Annotated in this window: 13 protein-coding genes and 4 pseudogenes; 12 read left to right on the plus strand and 5 right to left on the minus strand. The window is 66.7% G+C overall.

The window, feature by feature from the left end:
- Positions 1-183: 183 nt before the first annotated feature.
- The 9 genes and pseudogenes from ACFVWW_RS10945 to ACFVWW_RS10985 all read left to right on the plus strand — a co-directional run.
- Positions 184-402 (plus strand): annotated as a pseudogene (locus ACFVWW_RS10945) (ATP-binding protein); the annotation flags it as partial.
- A gap of 33 nt (positions 403-435) precedes the next feature.
- Positions 436-591: pseudogene (locus tag ACFVWW_RS10950) on the plus strand (hypothetical protein); the annotation flags it as partial.
- Positions 592-915: 324 nt separating this feature from the next.
- The gene (locus ACFVWW_RS10955; RefSeq protein ID WP_386877258.1) at positions 916-1563 is read left to right on the plus strand and encodes a choice-of-anchor M domain-containing protein; all 648 of its coding nucleotides are present in this window, start codon (positions 916-918) and stop codon (positions 1561-1563) included.
- Between the two features lie 44 nt (positions 1564-1607).
- Positions 1608-3224 carry a choice-of-anchor M domain-containing protein gene (locus ACFVWW_RS10960; protein ID WP_389679491.1) on the plus strand — a complete coding sequence of 539 codons (1617 nt, stop codon included), beginning with the start codon at positions 1608-1610 and terminating at the stop codon, positions 3222-3224.
- Positions 3225-3310: 86 nt separating this feature from the next.
- Positions 3311-4855: an anchored repeat ABC transporter, substrate-binding protein gene (locus ACFVWW_RS10965; protein WP_384179385.1), complete on the plus strand. Its 1545-nt coding sequence runs from the start codon at positions 3311-3313 to the stop codon at positions 4853-4855.
- A 74-nt stretch (positions 4856-4929) separates the two neighbouring features.
- The gene (locus tag ACFVWW_RS10970) at positions 4930-6441 is read left to right on the plus strand and encodes a TIGR03773 family transporter-associated surface protein (protein ID WP_386877260.1); all 1512 of its coding nucleotides are present in this window, start codon (positions 4930-4932) and stop codon (positions 6439-6441) included.
- Positions 6438-7184, plus strand: coding sequence for an anchored repeat-type ABC transporter ATP-binding subunit (locus tag ACFVWW_RS10975; protein ID WP_386877261.1), 747 nt, complete (start codon positions 6438-6440; stop codon positions 7182-7184). Before ACFVWW_RS10970 ends, ACFVWW_RS10975 begins: the two co-directional genes overlap by 4 nt.
- Before the next feature lie 5 nt (positions 7185-7189).
- Positions 7190-8071: an anchored repeat-type ABC transporter permease subunit gene (locus ACFVWW_RS10980; protein ID WP_389679494.1), complete on the plus strand. Its 882-nt coding sequence runs from the start codon at positions 7190-7192 to the stop codon at positions 8069-8071.
- A 181-nt stretch (positions 8072-8252) separates the two neighbouring features.
- Positions 8253-8615, plus strand: a pseudogene (locus ACFVWW_RS10985) (site-specific integrase); the annotation flags it as partial.
- A 460-nt stretch (positions 8616-9075) separates the two neighbouring features.
- Here ACFVWW_RS10985 and ACFVWW_RS10990 read toward each other — a convergent pair.
- Together ACFVWW_RS10990 and ACFVWW_RS10995 are read right to left on the minus strand one after the other, a co-directional pair.
- Entirely contained in the window at positions 9076-10254 is a 1179-nt protein-coding gene (locus ACFVWW_RS10990) for a hypothetical protein (protein ID WP_386877262.1), read from the minus strand.
- A 721-nt stretch (positions 10255-10975) separates the two neighbouring features.
- On the minus strand, positions 10976-11809 hold the full coding sequence (locus ACFVWW_RS10995) for a hypothetical protein (RefSeq protein WP_386877263.1): 834 nt from the start codon (positions 11807-11809) through the stop codon (positions 10976-10978).
- Positions 11810-13401: 1592 nt separating this feature from the next.
- Here ACFVWW_RS10995 and ACFVWW_RS11000 point away from each other — a divergent pair.
- Together ACFVWW_RS11000 and ACFVWW_RS11005 are read left to right on the plus strand one after the other, a co-directional pair.
- A complete protein-coding gene (locus tag ACFVWW_RS11000) occupies positions 13402-14067 on the plus strand; it encodes a hypothetical protein (protein WP_386877264.1) in 666 nt (221 codons plus the stop codon).
- A gap of 172 nt (positions 14068-14239) precedes the next feature.
- Positions 14240-14815, plus strand: coding sequence for a hypothetical protein (locus ACFVWW_RS11005; RefSeq protein ID WP_386877265.1), 576 nt, complete (start codon positions 14240-14242; stop codon positions 14813-14815).
- Positions 14816-14874: 59 nt separating this feature from the next.
- On the opposite strand, the gene ACFVWW_RS11010 is transcribed toward ACFVWW_RS11005, so the two are convergent.
- From ACFVWW_RS11010 to ACFVWW_RS11020, 3 genes and pseudogenes are all read right to left on the minus strand, one after another.
- The gene (locus tag ACFVWW_RS11010; RefSeq protein ID WP_386877266.1) at positions 14875-15600 is read right to left on the minus strand and encodes a DUF5753 domain-containing protein; all 726 of its coding nucleotides are present in this window, start codon (positions 15598-15600) and stop codon (positions 14875-14877) included.
- A complete protein-coding gene (locus ACFVWW_RS11015) occupies positions 15584-16261 on the minus strand; it encodes a hypothetical protein (protein ID WP_386877267.1) in 678 nt (225 codons plus the stop codon). The genes ACFVWW_RS11010 and ACFVWW_RS11015 overlap by 17 nt, the downstream gene beginning before the upstream one ends.
- 648 nt (positions 16262-16909) lie before the next feature.
- Positions 16910-17560, minus strand: a pseudogene (locus ACFVWW_RS11020) (IS5 family transposase); the annotation flags it as partial.
- Positions 17561-17769: 209 nt separating this feature from the next.
- On the opposite strand from ACFVWW_RS11020, the gene ACFVWW_RS11025 reads away from it, so the two are divergent.
- Positions 17770-19347 (plus strand): hypothetical protein, encoded by a 1578-nt coding sequence (locus ACFVWW_RS11025; RefSeq protein ID WP_386877268.1) that lies wholly within the window; start codon positions 17770-17772, stop codon positions 19345-19347.
- Positions 19348-19599: the final 252 nt, after the last annotated feature.

A 19599-nucleotide genomic window follows, 5' to 3' on the forward strand; every position in this document is an offset into this window, starting at 1 on the left:
CTGACAGCGGCACCTCGGCCCGCATGCCCCAAGGGCGCGGGCCGACGGTGCGGTGGCGGTGCGGGAGGCCGCCCAGGCATCCGGTGGTGACCATGACGCCCTGGCGCGCGCGGACGGTCTCTCGCGGCAGGTCCAGCACCTGACCGCCCGTGGGGTTCTCAGCGAGGGTGTGGGCCGGGTCTGATGGTCGCCGTCGGCAACAAGGTCACCGGCGAGGACGACCTGCTCTTCCTGCGGGAACACGTCGGCGACGACCTGCTGGCCTACTGCCGGCGGCAGGCAGTCGAATTCCATCTGCGCAACGCCACCGCCTGGGCCAACCAGGCCACCGGTATCGACCTCGCCGCGCAGGTCGATATCGGATTCCGGCATGGCCCTGCCGCGCTGACGCCCGCGATGTGAACGCCCGACCCGCTTCCCTTCGTACCGTCATGAATCACCGAACGACGGGACGCTTGGCACCATGTCGCTCGACGTCTCTCCGAAGCCGAACACGGTGAGGTCCGCGACGAGGACTTCGTGGAAACCGTGCGTACTTCTCTGCCGTACGCCTACACGCTCGTCGCGGGCCACCTCGTCGCGCTCGCAGATTCTCAATCAGTCGTCCGAGTTCCGCGACTGCTGAACGCCTCGTGGGGGCTGGGCCCGTCGGCGGACGGGCCCAGCCCCCATGCCGTGTCGGAGGGTTCGGGGGTCGCCAACTCGGCTCTACCGGCGGCGCGTCGAGAACCGGCTCACTCAGAGGCCGGTGGCTCGCGGCGCTCATCTCGTTGGGCGACTGAGGCGGGGGCGTCGAGGCGAGCTTCTGGGCGTGGATCACACGGAACCATTGCCAACCCTTCATGAAAATGATTATCGTGTTGCTTGCTCGTGCACGTTCAAGTTCGTGCACTTTCTGACATAGGGGGATCCATCATGCGTACCTTTGGGCGCACTCTGACCGTCTCCGGCTCGCTGGCCGCGGCTCTCGCCGTGGCGGGCCTCGCCGCTACCCCGGCTACCGCCGCGACGACGCTCGGCAGTGGTCACGTGGACGTGCTCGACGCCGAGTGGGACGGCGCCGATCTGCACCTGCACGTCCACGACGAAGTGAACGATGTCGAGTACGAGCCGGCGGATGTCACGTTCTCCGTGCCGGCGGCCGCCAAGGTCACCAACCCCGGTTACAGCTTCCTCGGTTCGGGCAGCCAGGTGTGGCTGCTGCCCGAGGATGAAGCCCTTGCCAATTCCCGGGGCGTGCTGTTCCCGGGCATCTCAACCGAGCACCTCACCACCGGCGTCTTCTCGGGCAACGCGGTGACGTACAGCCTCGTCAGTGCCACCCGCAACGGTGCCACGACCGAGGACTTCAGCGTCTACGCGGGCAGCGGCAGCCGCTGGTTCGACAGCAACACCAGCATCACCACCTACAAGTCCAAGTCCTTCGGCGTGGCCACGCACAACCACGCCAACTGGGCCTTCGAGGAGGCCGGTACCTACCAGCTGACGTTCAAGGTGCAGGGCACGGTCAGTGGCGCCACCGAGTCGGTCACTGAGGTGTACACCGTGGTCGTCAGCTCGTGATGAGAGCCCTGACGCGTGGCGGACGCGCAGTGACCGCCGCGGCGTTGACCGCGGCGACCGCGATGCTCGTGGGCGCGGCAGGGCTGGTCGCCGGCGGCAGCGGGCAGGCCCGCGCCGCCGGCGGTGCCGTTGTCCTTGACGAGGGCGAGATGGACTTCACGCCCCGACTGGTCGACGGGAAAGTGGAGTTGCGGATCGACGACCGCAGCGGTGCCGCGACGGCCGTGCGGGAGCCGTCCGAGGTTGTCCTGCACGCCGTACAGTCGTCCCTCCATTTCACTCCGTCCCCGCTCTCCTCCGCGCTCGGCACGACCGATCTCGACACCTGGCAGCTCAACCACTGGGATGCGGCGAACATCTTCGCGCCCGAGCCCGGCTGGAACGGCTCCGCGGCAGGCGGCGACACCGAAGTGGAGCTGTCGGCGTACGAGGGGCCCGGGGACTTCGGACTGGCCACGTACACCCGCGCGATGGACAACGTGGACGCCGCCCCGATCGTGCATCTGGGCAGCGTGGAGCCCACACCGCGCTCCTTCACGCTGTCCGGCGATGAGCAACGGCTGCTGCCCACCTGGCAGTTCACCAAGGAGGGGGTCTACCGGCTCACCTTCACCGTGACCGGCGGCGGCTCCACCGACACCGAGACCCTGGCCGTCGTGGTCGGGGACGACGTCGACCCGTCCGAGGTGCTGCCCGGCGACGGCTCCACGCCGACACCCACCACATCGGCCCCGGGCCCGCCGTCCGGCAGCGCGACGCCGACCTCCCCGCCTCCGACCGCGCACGTCATCGACAACGGTCACCTCGACCTCGCGGCGCGGCCGGTGGACGATGCACTCCAGTTCCAGATCAAGGAAGGCAACTCGCAGACGTACGAGTGGTACGAGCCCGGCGAGGTGGTCCTCCACGTGAAGCCCGCGGCCAGGCGGAAGATCACGGAAGGGTACGAGTTCCTGGGCACGGTCGGTGATCCGGTGTGGTGGCTTCCCATGCAGCAGATCGACGGTCTGGTCTGGCCCGGGTGGAGCACAGAGGAGTACGCCGGGAGCGACATCGACGGAGACATCACCTACCGGCTCGACGCGGTGCGGGGACCGGGCTCGGTGGCCGTGTTCAACGCGGGGTCGCTCGGTTCCGCCGATGTCGCGCTCAACAGCGGTGACGGGCTGCCGGACCGCCTCGCGCACTCCGTGAATTCCCACAGCCACTGGAACTGGACCTTTACCGCCGAGGGTGTCTACCGGACCGCCTTCACCGTGAGCGCCACGCTCGCCGACGGCACGAAGGTCAGTGACACCGGGACGATCGCCTGGGTGGTCGGCGACGACACGGATCCGTCGACCGTGACGCCGGGGGCCGGGGACGAACCGACCGCGACGCCGACGGCCACCGCTTCGGCCTCGGACACGCCGTCCGCGCCGGCAACCCCGTCTGCCTCGGCAACCGCGTCCGCGCCCGCCAATGCCACCGCGACGGACACCGGCCCGGTGTCCAACTCCGCGGACACGGTTGGCGGTTCGTCGGCCGACGACACCGTCACCACCGGCGGGCTCGCCTCCACCGGTGCGGGTGTGGCGGTGATCGCGGTGATCGCCACGGTTGCCCTGCTCCTGGGCGCCGGCGCGGTGTTCGCCGTACGACGGCGTCGCACCGCCCAGTGAAAGCTCCGCGTGCGGAGGACCGGCGCCTGGCGGCCCACCCGGTCCCCGTACGCGGCACCGTCATGTTCGAGAGAAGGAGGAGCCCCATGGGGGGCCATCCCAGGCACACCACCACCGCCGCGCTCGCCACGGTCTGCGCGCTGCTCACCGGAGCCGGGGCCACCGGGTGCAGTGGGCTCCAGTCAGGCACGTCCGACGCCGAGCTGACGGTGTCGACGACCACCGCGATCATCGCCGACCTCGTCGGCCGGGTCGGAGGTGACCGCGTGGACGTCACATCGGTCGTGCCGCTTCACGGCGACCCGCACTCCTACGAGCCGAGCCCGGGTGACGCGGCCAAAGTCACCGAGGCGGACGTCGTGTTCAGCAACGGGCTGCTGCTCGAAGAGCCCGGGATCATGAAGATGGTCCACAACAACGCGCCCAAGTCGGCGCCGAAGATCGGGATCGCCGAGAAGCTGGAGCAGTACGGCGGCACGGTCATGAAGCTGGAGGAGGACCTCGGCCTCGACGTCCTCTGGCTCGGCTGGGCCGTGGAAGGCGAGGTCGACGGCGACGGCTCCCAGGTACGGACGACAGCCACGAAGCTGGAAGGTCCTGGCGAGCTGCGTGTGTACCTCACGGACACACTCGGCAGGCCGAAGGTATACGTCAACTCGGCCGACGGCTTCGACGACACGGACTCCTTCACACTGCCGCCCGAGGCGCACACCCACGTCAACTGGGCGTTCAGCGAGCCGGGGACGTACAAGCTCACCGTCGAGGGCCGCACAGAGACCCTGGACGGGAAGACCTCACCGATCGGCAGCGGCACCTTCACCTTCACCGTCGGCGGTGCGGCCGAGGCTCCGAAGGGCGCGGCGGTGCTCGACGGCGGGCACGCCGACGTCGCGCTCAACGCCGAGACCGGGAAGGTCTACGTACGCGCCGACGAGCAGAAGACCGGCGCCCGCACCCACCACCCGGCCGACGAGGTCGTGCTCAACGTCCCCGCCCGAGCGAAGGAGTCCGTGCCGAAAGAGAAGGCGTACGGCTTCCTCGGCGAGGCGGGCGACGACGTCTGGGTGCTCCCCCAGGCCGTCATCGGCAAGCACGTGCACGGCGACATGGACCCGCACGCGTGGGAGGACGTCGCCAACGCGGAGGCGTACGTCCGTCGGATCGAGGACGAGCTGATCAAGGCCGACCCGGACGGGAAGGCCACGTACGAGAAGAACGCCGAGGCATATCTGGGGACACTCGGGCAGCTCGACGCGGAGGTCGCGAAGAAGCTCGCCACCGTCCCGGAGCGGAACCGGAAGCTGATCACGACGCATGACGCCTTCGGCTATCTCGCCAAGGCGTACGGCATGGAGGTGGCCGGGTTCGTCGTGCCGGTGCCCAACCAGGAGCCGAGCGCGGCCGAGGTCGAGGAACTCGGCGACACCATCCGCGAGAAGAAGGTCCCGTCCGTGTTCCTGGAGCCCAACCTCGCGGCCCGCTCGGACGTCCTGAAACGGGTCGCCAAGGACCAGGGAGTCGGGGTCTGCACGATCTACGGCGACTCGTTCAACGACGAGATCCATGACTACGTATCGATGATGCGGCACAACGCGACCGAGCTCGCGAAGTGCCTTGGGGGGGACGCCTGATGACAGGCATAAGAGACACAACGAGTTCGAGGGTCACGACGGGTACGCGGCGGGTCCGCAGGGAGCGGATCGCCGTGGCAGTGGCGCTCGCGGTCACACTGTCGGGGGGAGGCGCCGCCGTCGCGGACGACGGGAGCGGCGGGACGCGCACCGAGTTCGGCCGCATCGCTTATACGGACGGGGGGTTGAGCCTCGACGCCGGAGATGCCGCTGTCGGCGCGGACGCCCATGTGATCGCGATCGATGACGACCACCTGGCAGACGCTCCGGCACCCGGGTGGGACACGACCGGCGTGGCGCGGGGAGCTGTCTCCGGGGACACCGTGCGATGGTCGCTGACCGGACTCGACGGGCCGGGCGAGTTGAAGGTGTACGGGGAAGAGGGCGACGACGTCGAGGACACGCTGCTGTTCGACAGCGCGGACGGACTGCCCGACGCGTACGAGGTGCCGGTGGGTGAAGAGGGCGCCACCCGGTGGGAGTTCGCCGCCGAAGGGACGTACCAGGCCATCTTCTCCGCCGAGGCCACGAGCCTCGACGGGCGGGCGCTGTCCGTGGGGGCCGTGTACACCGTGTTGGTCGGGAACGAGTCGATCGCGGAGGCAGCGACGAACGGGAAGGCGCCTGCGCCGGAGAAGCCCGTGGTCGAGGAAGCTTTGCCGGCGGAGGCGCCCCCCAGGGCGCTGACCGCTACCCCGTTGGAGTCGGCCCGCAGAGCCACCTCCGTCACCGCCGCCCCCACGCCCACGGCCGCCGACGTCGTCTCGACGACGAAGGTTCTCGACGAGGGGCACATCGATTTCGCCGCGCGGGTCGTGGGAGGCAAGCTGCAGATCCACGTCAAGGACGGCACGGTCTCCGGGAAGACCACCTGGCGAGAGCCTTCGTCCGTGGTGTTGCACGTCAAGTCCGAGGCCAGGAAGACCCTTCCGGACAGCGAGGACTTCTCGTTCCTGGGGAAGGGCGGCGATCCGGTGTGGCTGCTCGACCAGGTGCAGCAGCAGGGGCTGCTGTGGCCCGGTTGGTCGACGGACAACATCACGGCGGGGGCCACCAAGGGTGGGGTGAAGTTCTCGCTCACCGGCGTCGAGGGGCCCGGCGCGTACGCGCTCTACACCTATGACGCCATGTCGGGCGCGGACGTGCTGTTCAACAGCAAGGACGGAGTGCCGGACTCCTTCGACGTGGCCGCGAACACGCACGCGCACGGCGGGTGGGCCTTCACCAAGGACGGCACGTACCGGCTGACGTTCAAGATGAGCGGACAGCTCGCCGACGGGACGGCAGTCAGCGACACGGAGACCGTGGCGTTCGTGGTGGGCGACGGGAGCCCGTCCGGGGTGAAGCCCGGTGACGGATCCGGCAGCGACACCTCGCCCGGCACCGGCGACACCTCGCCGGACACCTCGTCGGCCGCCGGGTCCGGTTCGGGCGACGGCACCTCGGACGACGGCGGCTCCATGGCCTCCACCGGCGCCGGGAACACGGCTCTGGTGGGCGGGGCCGCGGCCGCCCTGGCCGCGCTCGGCGCGGGTTTCGTCGTTGCCACGCGCCGGCGCCGTACCGCCGGAAGGAACTCCGCGTGACCCGCGCCGAGGAGCCACCGCTGCTCCAGGTCCGGGAGGTGGGCGTGGCACTCGGCGGCCGTACCGCCGTCGAACACGCCCAACTATCCCTGAACGCAGGCGACTTGCTGGGGCTGCTCGGACCGAACGGCGCGGGCAAGACCACCCTGCTGCGCGCCGTGCTCGGACTGGTCCCGCTCTCCGGCGGCCAGGTGCTGATCGAGGGCCTGCCGCCGGAACGCACCCGGCACCTCGTCGGATACGTACCGCAGCGCCACGAGTTCGCCTGGGACTTCCCCATCGACGTCGCGGGTGCCGTGCTGTCCGGACGTACCCGTTCGATCGGCTGGCTGCGCCGGGTCCGGCCCGCCGACCGGGCAGCCGTCGACGAGGCGCTGGACATGGTCGGCCTCGGCGACTTGCGGCGGCGTCCGATCGGCGAGCTGTCGGGCGGCCAGCGGCAGCGGGTGCTGGTGGCCCGTGGGCTCGCGAGCGAGCCCCGACTGCTGCTCCTGGACGAGCCGTTCACCGGTGTGGACATCCCCACGCAGGAGCTGCTGAACCAGCTCTTCCACCGGCTCGCCGCTGAGGGCCGGGGCCTGCTGATGACCACCCACGACCTGGCAGCCGCCGCCCGTACCTGCACACGCGTGGCGCTACTCAACCGAACGGTCGTGGCCGAGGGCGGCCCCGAGCTACTGGCCGACCCGGATCAGATGCTGCGCGCCTTCGGCCTGGACACGGCGATCGGGGCGGCGGCGTGAGCCTGGTGGAGTTCTTCGCAGACCCCTGGCAACTGCCCTTCATGCAGCGGGCGTTCGCAGTCGCTGTCATCACGGGGCTGGTGTGCGGGGTCGTGGGCGTGTACGTCGTGCTACGCGGGATGGCGTTCATCGGCGAGGCGGTCTCGCACTCGGCGTTCCCGGGGGTCGCACTCGCGTACGCCTTCCAGGGCAACCTGCTACTCGGCGGCGCGCTCGCCGGGCTCACCACCTCCTTGCTGATCGCGCTGGTGTCGCAGAACCGCCGGCTGAAGGAGGACACCGTCATCGGGGTGTTCTTCTCCTGCGCGTTCGGCGTCGGCATCGTCCTCGTCTCCACGCAGGACAGCTGGTCGACGGACCTGTCCTCGTTCCTGTTCGGGCAGGTGCTCGCGGTCGGCCCGGAGGACGTGTGGACGGCGGCGGGCGTCGGCGCGGTGATTGTGACGGTCGTCCTGCTGCTGAGCAAGGAGCTGGTGGCGGTCAGCCTGGACCGCGAGACCGCGCGGGCCGCCGGGCTGCCGGTCATGCGGCTCGACCTGATCCTCTACACCGTCGTGACCGCCACGATCGTGATTTCCCTGGAGGCTGTCGGCAACATCCTCGTCCTCTCGCTGCTCATCACGCCTGCGGCCGCGGCACGGATGCTCACCGAGCGCCTGTGGGCGATGACCCTGCTGGCCTCGATGATCGGCGGCACGGGTGCGCTCGCCGGCCTGTACGTCTCGTACGCGTACGACCTCGCGGCAGGTGGCTCCATCGTCTGCGTACTGACCGCACTGTTCGCCACGACATGGTGCCTGGCACCCCGGCACGGGCTGCTGGCCAGGGCCCGGCAGCGGAAGCAGGAGACATTGCGACCGGCCGGCGAACAGCCGGCCTCGACCTGACGGCGAGAGGTGCTCCGCTTGCCGCCGCCCGCATGACGATCACCTCGCCTTTTCGTGCCGGTGGTTCAGACGTCAGGGCAGCCCGGCCAACCCTCGGGCGGGAGAGGCCGGGCTTGCGCACCGGACGGGTGTCCTGCGGGCCTACACGAACAGGCCCGCAGGAGACACCCGTGAAGGCTGTGGCCTTCGCTTTTCAGGCCGCAGCGGGGATCCGGGTAAGGGCGCTCCGTTCCGCCGGTCCAGCTTTGGGCGAAAGTGGCGGAAGGCGCGTACCGCGGTGGGGCCGCCCGACAACTTCCGCTTCTACGTTCTTCGTCGCACCGGGCACACCCTTTCGACGCAGTCCGGCGCCACGCTCAAAGACACGATGGTGCGCGCGGGGCAGTCCTCCGAGCGGGCGGCGCTGATCTATCAGAACTCCAACCGTGAGCGTCAGAAGGAAGTCGCGGACGGCATCGATGCCCGGGTACAGGCCGAGCGGCAGAAACAGAAGAGCAGGTCAGACGATGGCGCATCGAGCACGGATCGGGCACGAGACGCCTAGAGAGGTCTAGACAAAAAGCAACCCCCGGGTCATTGACCTGGGGGTTTGTCGTGGAGCGGGTGACGAGAATCGAACTCGCGCTCTGAGCTTGGGAATCAACGGCGCCCAGGAGCGCATCAGGGCTCTGACCAGGGATAACCAGGGTCCTCGGCCTGCGCTGCGACCTGCTGAATCGACCGCTTCTGACCTTGGTGTACTCCGCTGAAGGGCTGGGATAGGGCTGGCCTGCGACTGGGCGCATACGAAGACGGCTCGGGCGACCTTGGCCGGTACGGCGGGGAGCGTCGCGTTCGGGGCCACGAAGCGGTGTGCTCGAGCGAAGCATCCCGTGGTGCGAAGCGCGACGCTGCCCCAGCGCGAATACCTCGTTGCACGAGCCCTGGCGATCCTGACGTCCTCGAAGCTACGGCTTGGTGATACGGGTGAGGGTCGTACGGCTGAACTGCATCTCGCACGAGGTTCACGTCGGCGGCAGGTCAGCCTGCGGAGTCGGCAGTCGTGCTCCTTCGCTCGTTATGGCTCTCGTTGCCGCTGTAAGGAACTCTGCGCGGGCTTCGTGGGGGTCTGTGCCGCCCAGGAGCAGATTGGTGAATTCGGTAAGCGGCCAGGTGACGAGGGCGCCGTGGCGGGCGAAGTAGAAGGCCACGTTGCGGATGCGGTAGCGGTCGGTGGTGTCGAGCCAGGCATAGCACAGGAGTTGCCACAGCCAGCGGGAGGAGCGGTCCGGTCGGTCGGTCTTGACCACTGTCTTGACGTCGATCAGAGTGGCACCTTCGGGGCCGGATATCAGCAGGTCGCCATCGGCCCAGTGGTTGACGAGGACCGGGCCCGCTATGCCCAACGGCTGGCCAGGGGCGGGGTTTCCGGCGAGCCGGCGTAACTCGGCCAGGGCGCCGTAACTTTGTGTCTGCTCTGCCAGCCGCGCCAGCTCCTCGACCACCGGCTCACTTGCGGCCGCCCGCATCACCTCGACCGTTGGGACACCGGGCCGGAAGACCTGGTGCATCGACTCGTCCACTGCCCCGGAGCGGTAGACGCTCTCGAACATCTCCAACAGCCAGTAGCTCCTGGCGAGTCCGGCCTCGGCGCCCGGGGTGCCGAGCTGACCGAGTGGGGCGTGCCGCTCGGCGTAGGTCCGGGTGCGCTCCAGGAAGTCGGCCAGTACCGGTTCGGCGGGCAGAGCGAGGTCCGGCCCGGACCTGGTGCCCAGGGTGTTGCTGACGATTGCTTGCAGTTCGCTGCGTTGCGCCGAGGGTCCCGCCCCGGGCACCAGGTCCAGCCAGCCCGTGACGGTCGGCCGCACGTCCAGCGCCTTCCCTCGCTGCGCCGCGCCGAGCCCGGCGTGCGTCGGATAGTGGGCCGCCTGCTCGTCCGCCCACTCCCGGCGGGCCAGTCCTGCCGCTACGAGTCCGTGCAGTGCGTAGTACGGCGGAGCGGGCTGCACCAGAGCGGCCAAGCGGGCGCCGAACGCGCCGCCGACCGCTGCCCAGTGCCGGCCGTCGACCTGACCGCGGGGGAACACCGTCCGCCGCCCTCGCACCGCTTTCGGCAGCAGCGCGGCGACCTCCGCCGTACCGGTCAACCGGCGCGTGCACCAGCGGCCGATCTCCCCGTCCTGTAGTTGGGATGTCAACGACATCGGCTCCACCCCCGCGCTCGGATCTTCGCGACCGGGTGACAGGAAACCACAAGCTGCATCCGAGGAGTGGCTCATTGGGGCATACGACCTTTGCCGTTCGGCCTCACTATGAGGTCGCGGTCCGCGTGCACCTCATACCGGCTGGGCGCCCATCGGCTCATCAAGCTGGAGTCGGGAGCGCCTGGAGCGCTCTTTGCAAGATGATGCAGGACGGCCGCAGCAAGCCCGCCACCGCCCACCAAGCCCACCGCACCATCCGCGTCGCGCTCGGCGAAGCGGTCCGCCGAGGGGGACGAGAACCGAACTTGAGCTCTGAGCTTGGGAATCACCACTCCTTCGGGCACGGGTGACCCTCTGACCAGCGTCAACGGGCGCTCATGCGAACCGCAGCGCTCGGTCCGGCGCCCGCTGTTGACTGCGGTTTACCGCTCCTTCGGGCACGGATCGGGCACGAGGTCGGGCGACGACCGCTTCGTCCCGAGGCAACTTGGGCCGGGGCTCGGCTTTGGGCCGGTGTGGCTCTCGCCTGCTGTGATAGTCCGCAGGTGTGCGCCGTTGTCCGCCGTCCTAGGGCGTCGTCACGCAGTTAGACACTCACGGCTATCGCTCAAGGGCGGACGTGTTGGGCAGGGAGAGTGGGCAGGTCACAACCAGGCGACAGGAGCCGCTCAGGTCATCAGCGCATCTCGGCCGCGGCGACCCGTCTTTGACTCGAAGCAATTTAGTCAAGTAGTCCCATCGCCCTAAGCGCTTCCGCGCCGGAGCTTCCCATATCACGCAGATTCTTCGCCGCCTCGTCGGATTTTCGACTCAATTCATAAGCGTGCTGCCTGGTAAGAGGAAGTCCATCTAAGGAAAGGTGCAGAGCCACATATCGACGCTGTAGCTCCATTAGTTCGATGGAAGTGGAGCAGCTATGATTTTTCGGTATCGTCAGGGCGGAATGGATTACATCTACAAGAGCTTGTCCCGGCATATAATATATTTCTTCCATTGGGACGCCTTCTGGGTCTTCTGTCGGTTGTACGCTTTCCACCAACTCTGCCGGAATGTCTAGATAATGGTGGGCTACCCAGTGCATGTCCGGCTCCGATAGGGCATGAGATATTGCGGCGCGATCCCAAATGGCTAGCGTGCACTCATTGAGGGATAGTTCTTTGGTGAGTTTCATTCTCTTGCCGGACGGGATAGGCTGATTGGAGAAGAATATGATTCGGTTGAATTTGCGGTCCGAAGATGCAGTGATTCTTGCCACATCGTTTCTTATCTTCTTGGCATACTCTTTTTCGAGGCTGCAAGCTACGGCCACGGTCGCGGTGGTAGCCCGAAGGGAAAACCAGGTGGAGACTTCGTATGGAAGTGCGCTTTCGAAACTTTCCGCATCCCTTCCCCCGTCGCCACCTGCGCTCACCGGTCCAGTGGGTACCAGTAAATTCGTAGCTATGCGGCGTCGAGCAATTTCGGTACACAGTCGCTCAAATCGATGGTGTTCATTTCGTGACGCTAGCTGGCTCAGGTAGTAATCAATCAGATCGGCAAATTCTGCGGTGTTCATCCGGTGAAGCTCTCTCGCTTTCATTAGCTTTGCCGGTAATTCCCAATGAATCGACTTTCGCGCTTTCTGCTCATGCTTTTGTGTACCTCATGGTTTAGCCAGTGTCGATGATTCTGCCAGTAGTACGAGGTCGGCGGAACGGCTTTGGGCTGGAGCTGCTTTGGCGCGGGTGGTCATGGCCCCGTAAGCTTCCGGCGCGTCGGGCAGTCTGTGGACCTGCCCGGTGAGGCATGACGTTGGGGCCATGATATTCGAGGCTCGCGCCAAAGTGGCTGCCTAAAGCCGTGGAGCCGACCGCCCCAGCCACGACGCACCCCTTCTCTGAGATCAGGCGGCTGATAGCTGTGAGCGCGGTACGGGCGCCGGCCGGGCTGGAGCGGGGCGGAGACAGGAGCCTTGTTGCAAGTGGAGACGTGTTTCGACACCTACGGCGGCAACCTCTGATCCGTAGCTCTAGCCAGCTCGGTCAACGACGTCCATACAGGCTGCTGCTGGGGTTCTGAGGGGCGCCATGGGATGTGGTCGGTTGCTGTGGTTGCTGTACTTCGCTGCTGTACAGCAGGATTCCGACTGGGGGGTTAGGTCATGGAGTGGGAACAGCTCGAACGGCTGTTGAGCGATGGCGACGACACGTCGTTGGCCGCTCTGTCTGCTCTCCGCGCTGGCGCTTCTCACGTTGTCTGGGACGGAACGACGTCGGCCGCATCGCTCGCGGCGATCTACGGGCGCCGACTCCGTCACACTATTCGGAGAGGCATCGACACCTCCGGCTTGGCGCGGGCTGTGCAACGCCTTTACCTGCACGGCCGCCCGGTTCGACTGGGCCAGATCACGACTACCGACAGATCTTGGGTCTTCATGCTGTTCCTCGATGAGGACGGCAGCACGCTGGTCGCGTGCACCGGAGTCCGACAACCCCAACCGGGCACACCACGACCAGACACCTGCTGAGGCTCTGCACCGCCAACACGCTTTCCAAATGTTCGTCTGGGCGTCCTGCGGGGTCCGGGAACGTCCCGACCTGCGGTATGACCGGTGTGGATGGGGCCCCTGAACGGTGCCGTACGAGGGCGAACGCAACCAGGACTGCAACCACGGAGCGTGGGTGGCCGAGGCATGCTGAGCCGTGGCCAGGCCGAACGTAGGCCAGACCCGGCGTGTGATCGCAGGTGCGTGGGCGTCATCGTTGTTCTCGTCCGGCGTTGCCCGCGAGCTTGGCACGCGGGAGGAGCAGTGAGACAGAGGCAACGGCGGCGCAGCGTTGTCGAGTTGGAGGCGGCCCTTCTATCCAGATGCTCGGAGCCTTGAACGCCCGCAAGCCAGGGCGAAATTGCACACCCAAAGGCCCCTGCCTGCGAGCAGCGGACGTAAGCGAGATCAGTCTGATTCCAGCCTTAGCGGCTGGATTCCTCCAACTGCGCGGCATGCTAGGCCCGTTGTCAGTGCCCGCCTCTATGGTTCCTAGGTGGCGTGCCGAGTCGAGGAGGACCCATGGCCGAGGAACTTCACAGGAAGTACGACAACACCACCATTGCCGCGCTCATGACATTAGCGAGGGGCGGCTGCTACGCCCCCGCTGTGGCGCACCGACGGTGCGCATCATCGACGGAAAACCCGTTCTCAACCTGGATATCGCCCACATTCGTGCTCTGAAATCGGGCGGGAAGCGGTACGACCCCTCGTGGAGCCTGGACGACAGGAATAGCTTCGCCAACCTCCTGTTGCTGTGCAATGTGCACCACAAGCGCGTCGACGGCGTGGACGGCGAGAAGTACACGGTGGACATCCTTGAAGGATGGAAGCGTGCTCGCGAAGCCGATGGACAGGACGCCCTCGCAGGGCTGAGCGGACTGACCGAAGCCCGACTGGTCACGATGATCCAAGAAGCACAGGAACAGTACGTCGATCGGCTGGCTCCGATCCTGGGCGCTCTCGCGGACCGAGTGCCGAAGCTGTCGTCTCTCCTCAAGGTTCTCAAGTCAGATCTTGAGCGCTCGCTGGGGCGGACGCCTGGCATTTCTGAGGACACAGCCTGGATGGTTTACCAGGCCAGCCGAGACTTGGCGCATCTCCAGGATAACGCGCCTCTGCTGAGGAGTGCGGGCACCGACCTCGCGCATCTGCAGGACAACGTTCCCTTGCTGGCCTCCGCCGCTCAGGCTTTGGCGCATGTGGCGGACCTGCCGACATCCCTCAACAACGCGGCCGACAAAATCCGGAGTGCTGCGGCTTCCCTCTCGGATGCGAGGAGGCACTGAGTAGGGCGCAGGCATCGGAACCCGGCTGCGCAGACACCTGCGTTGGGTCAACGGGCATGGGCCCTTTCCGGACGTTGTTCACATGCCTCAGTGGATCGCCGCGTGGTTGGGCAGACTGACGGATGAGAAGAAACCGTCTTGAGCGCCATCTGGCTCTGAACTGGGGGAACTTGTGATCGTCCGACATCATCTAGGCGGGGATGACGAACTAGCTAGGCATCTAACGCACCAGCTCAACACTCCGCTGGACTGGCCTGGGGACGCGGGGCTCAACACCGAGCACGTTGCGAAGATCGCGGTTGCGGCAGCTTGTGACATCTCGTACAACGAAGCGGCTAACGGCCATCTGGTCGACCTCCTTGCCGCGCTCCCGCTGCCAGGTACCTCTGAAGGGGCGGATTTCTGGGATGCGTTGACGAGCGCCGGGGGTGATGCCGCCCTGTACATTGATCCCGCTAATGCGGGTGGCCCCTTCTTCAACTACCTGCTCAACGGGAATGAAGGGGGCATCGCCGGCCGCGTGCTCAGCTTCTTCGAAAAGCTCGACGATCACCAGCGCGACGCCGTGGCTGATGTGCTCGGGAGCGCGCTAGGCCACGACACCTTTGTAGCGGGGGGTCGGAACCTCGGAAAGCTGTGGTTGCGTGACGCCGAGACGTCCGCTTGGCACGTCCTGCTTGCTGGCCGTCGGACGTACGAGACAGAGGACGACCGCAAGCGATTCCTTAAGGCGTGGAGCGACGCGTAAGCAGCGCCCTCGACTGCCCCTCGGCACCCTCCGGAGAAGGAGTATCGAGCTCTTTGGGCTCACATCCGCTGCAGCAGATCCCGCAATAGTTCGCGGCTCCCGTCTGGGCCCAGGCTGTCCCTGCGCATCTTGATCATCGCCAGCTCGTACTGGGCGACATCCGAGCGCCTATCCGTGTAGAGGGCGTCGGCGAAGTCTTCCCGGTAGACCAGGTCCGACTGGTCGGCCTCCGGGAAGCTGAGGATGGCGAATGCGCGCGATCCTCTGGCGTGACGATCGGTGGCGAATGGGCGGATCTGCAATTCCACGTTTTCCCACTCTGACATGTCGATCAGATGGTGGATCTGGCCGCGCATCACCTCTCGGCTGCCGTACGGGCGCCACACGGCGACCTCGTCAAAGACGATGCCGAGTTTCTGGACATTTCCTGAGAAGAAGCGCTTCTGTCGCTCCATGCGTAGTGCGACCTGCTGGTCGATGACGCGCTCGCTCACGTTCCTCGGGCCGAGCCCGATCACCGCGCGAGCATGTGCTTCCGTCTGCAGCAAACCGGGCATGCAATGAGGCTCGTAAACGCGGATCCGCGAGGCTGCGCTCTCCAAAACGAAGTACATCGTGAATATGTTGGGCGGCATGTCCGAGTATCGGTGCCACCAGCTGGGCATCTCTCGCGCCGCGCGAGCGCGGAACGCTGGTGTTCGGGCGCGGAGTTGACGTGCCCCCTGCGCTCCAAGGGACGTTCCCTCAAGCAGCGCGTCGAACGAATCGTCATTCAGCAAAGCCATGGAATCCTCTCTCTGTACGCTGCTTCGCTTTCGTCCGCCACCGGTACAACAGCGCTTCGATCGCGCGGGTAGACACGGCATCCAGGAGCTGCTGGATCTCCTCCTGGGTGTAGCCGTCGATCGTCAAGGCGACGGCGGCCCGGGTCCGTAAGTCGTCGATGCCCCGAAGGTCTTCGAGTACACGCTGGTTGCCCACCACCCCTTCCGCGACGCCCCGTTCCGCGAGCCGGTGCTCATGGAAGTTCTCCCCGATGATCCGGCTACGGTGCCACCGAGTCTGCTGAACGCGGTGGCGCCGGTACTCGTTGGGAAACTCGTAGACGCACGCCCCCATGAAGTACGTGGTGACGCTGGCACCGCCGTCGGCCCGCCAGCCGGCCCCGATCAGGGCTCGTCGCCGGAAGGACGGAAGGGCCCGGGCCACGGTCATCGTTGCCAGCTCATCTCGCAGCTCGCTCTCACGGACCAGTGCCTCAAGCTCCTGCTCGTGTGGATTGAGGTCGAAGCCTCGCGAGGCAACCAACGTGAACATGTAGCCGGAGTACAACCAGCCACGCAGTACCGAGATCCCGTACCGGGCGAGCGCATCCGCGAAGCGGTCGTAGCGGACTGCGGCGAAGCCGCTTTCGGACAGCAGTCGAACCATCTGATGATCGGCCATCCGCCGATCCACGCTCTCCTGAAGCTTCCGGGCCTGGCGTGCGTGAGCGTCGCTCACTTCACAGTGAGCTTCGAGTGGGACGGGCGCACCGAGAGTCCGCCCCTGCGCATCTAAAACAGGTTGTAGGCGCCGGGCGCGCTCGGCTGCGGACCTGTGCCCCGCCGCGTCGTCGCCGCCCCTCATTACCGTCCCTCCCGTTGCCGTCGTCCCCGAACAACACGGGGACGCCCCCTTGTAAGTGGCCCGCCGATGAACACCCCACGGACTCCTGCAAGATTCTTCTGACGGGTCGCGGCATGGAAATCGGCCGTGGGGTGTCGGGCGGGCGACGACGTATGAGGGGACGTCATCGTCACCAACCACCCCGGGATAGCAAGTGAGTTCGCCGCCAGAGCCGCCGTTTATCAGCATGCACACCGCCATCGTTCTATTGGCGGCGATCTTCATCGGACTGGTAGTCGGCGGGCTGACTTACCTCTCGGACCTATCCTCCCCCGGGGCGGTTCTTGCGGGGTTGGGAGCCGGGGGCTTCAGCGTGCCGACACTGCGTTCGTTGATTCGCTGATCCCAAGCTGAGCCCCCGCCGGTCCTTAGCACCCCGGAACGGATCGATGCCTCGGTTGCACCCAGGTTCTGTCTGCTGAATGATCACGGTTGCCGCAGCCAGAGGATGAGTGAAGCGAGGCAGAGTCCGGTGAGGTAGCGGTCGGCGAGTTTGTCGAACCGGGTGGCGACGGCACGGAAGTGCTTGAGGGCGGCAGAAGCAGCGTTCGACGACGCTGCGGGCCCTGTAGCTTTCGGTGTCGAAAGCGGGTGGCCGTCCGCCGGCGGAACCGCGCCGCTTCCGGTTGGCGATCTGGTCGGCGCGTTCGGGGATGACGGCCCGGATTCCCAGCCCGCGCAGTCCGGTGCGGATCGCGCGGCTGGAGTACGCCTGGTCGGGCCGGGTCCTGGGCCGCCCGGGAACCGTCCGGGGAACGCGGACTGCGTTCATCACGGACTCGAAGACAGTGGAGTCGTTGATGTTCCCGGGCGTCAGGACGATGGCCAGGGGCGGTCTGCGGCCCTCGGCGGCGAGATGGACCTTAGTGGTCAGACCCCTGCGGGACCGCCCCAGCGCCTGGCGACTCTGCGGGCGTTCCGGACCTTCCAGTCCGTCCCCCGGTATTCGCCCCCCTTTGCGGGCGTCGGCGGCATGCTGGTGCGCCCGGTTGATGGTGGAGTCGACCGAGAGGTCCACTCCACCGCGCCGACGGCGTCGTCGCGGACCTGGACGTGCCCCAGCAGCCGGGCCCAGGACTCTCGCCCCACCATTCCAACAGCGCCCTGACCGGAACGAGCCTGCCGCTGGCCTGGATGAGGATTTCCGCGAGTGCCACTGAGCGGTGACCAGATATCCGTGCGGGGATCCGGTGCGGCTGCGATAATGAGGAACGAGCAGCAGATGCGGCCGTGGGAGCAGCAGGCACATCCGGCCCGCCTGACAGGAACATGCGATCCGGGGGACCGTGCCGAAGAAGCGCAACGCCGCCCAGCGCATCGGGGCGATCGGAGAGGACCGGTTCCGGCTCTCCTGCCAGGAGAACTTCATCATCCCCAACAAGGTTGAACACGACTTCGGGTTCGACTTCCTGTGCCAGCCGGACCTGGCCGCGGGCTTCGGCCGGACCGGACCGGTATCCGGAGTTTTCGTCGGCTTCAGCGTCCGCGCGACGGATCGGGACGACGGGCGGATCAGGCTGAACCAGGCAGATGCCGAGTGCCTGCTGGCAGCCCAGTTCCCGACCGGTCTCGCCTTGGTGAAGCTGAACGGGCCGAAGTCCGCGACCGTCTATTTCCGGATGATGGACGCCGCCTTCATCGTGGAGCTCTCCCATTTTCTGGCGTCCGCCAAGAAGTCCAAGCACTTCACCCCCAAGGACATGCGGCCCGTGACGGAGATCCGGGACGCGATCGGGGAGGTCAGCGCCCCCGGCTACCTTGAGCAGGTGCGTGCCGACGCCGCCCGCAGGATTGCCGAACCGATCACTGGACCAGTCCAGATCCAGATCCACCGCGATGCCGACAGCCAGGCAACCCTCATTGCATCCCTGGACCTGTACGCGTGGTTCGAGCAAGGAACACCCGCTGAGCAGGAGGCGCTCTACCTGGCCACCTTTGGTGAACCGGTGCGACGTGACCAGCGGATGCGCGAACTCGCGCTGAGCGGCAAGGTCATGGGGGGCCTGGCGCACCTGCCCCAGCCGTATGTGCTGGCCGGTTTCGTCATGGACCATCCCACCAGGGTGTGCGTCCAGACCACTCCCGTGTCCGCGGAACTGCCGGTGCTGCGTACCGCCAACGAGCACCACTTCGGTTACGTCTACCCTGCGGGCTTCGCCCTGACCGTTTCCGCCCGGGTCGAGCAGGACGGTCAGTACGTGCACCTGATGCGGGCGCTGGCCGACCCGGACAGCGACGCTCTCCTTGGCGACCATCCGATCCTGCTTGACTTCCTCACCACCTGCCACCCGGAGTCGGTCTTCAGTTTCGACGACGGCGACGGACCTCCTCTCGATGTGACGTACTTCGATAGCTTGGGCGATCTGGCCCGGTGCGCGGCGGCCTACCGCGATGCCCAGAGCCTGGACGGCTGGGACGCGGTGCCTGTCATGGTCAAAGACATGGCCAGCCCGGAATCCCGGAACTCTCTGATGTTCCTCGGCTCGGCAGCCGACCCGCAGACCCAGCCGATCCCCCGGGGACTCCTCCTGGCGGCGCCCGAGGTGGAGGAGAAGGACTGCGACACCGCGTCTGGGACCATTAACGTCCCGGTTGTCTGCAACCTGGCCCACTCCAGCCTCGTCGCCTGGTTCTCCGGCCACGGATCCGTGCTGTTCCATGATGGTGATCCGAGCGGATTTAAGGTGCCCGCCTTCCGTTTGGACACCGTCGAGGTGCTTCCCCGGGTGCCGAGCCGGTCCCTGTTCCCACAAGTCCTGCTCGGGTCGCGGACGCTGATCTATGACGCAGGGCGGTGGGAGGAGGGCGACGCCGACACAGGGCAATGGGCAGACGACGTTCGCCTTCGTTTCCAGCTGGACTAGGTTCTGTCTAATAATGATCTTGCGGCTGGTCGAGGTGAGTTGACGGATGTGGCGCGGGGTCGGCCGGCGGACGGCCACCCGCTTTCGACACCGAAAGCTACAGGGCCCGCAACGTCGTCGGACGCTACCTCGCAGGACTCCGCCTCGCTTCACTCATCCTCTGGCTGCGGCAACCGTGATCATTTAGCAGACAGAACCTAGCGGCATCGTTCAACGCAGAAGGCTGCCTTGTCGTGGGGGATCGAGAGCTGT

Origin of the sequence: Streptomyces sp. NPDC058198 (assembly GCF_042882605.1) — a bacterium.
Lineage (GTDB): Bacteria > Actinomycetota > Actinomycetes > Streptomycetales > Streptomycetaceae > Streptomyces.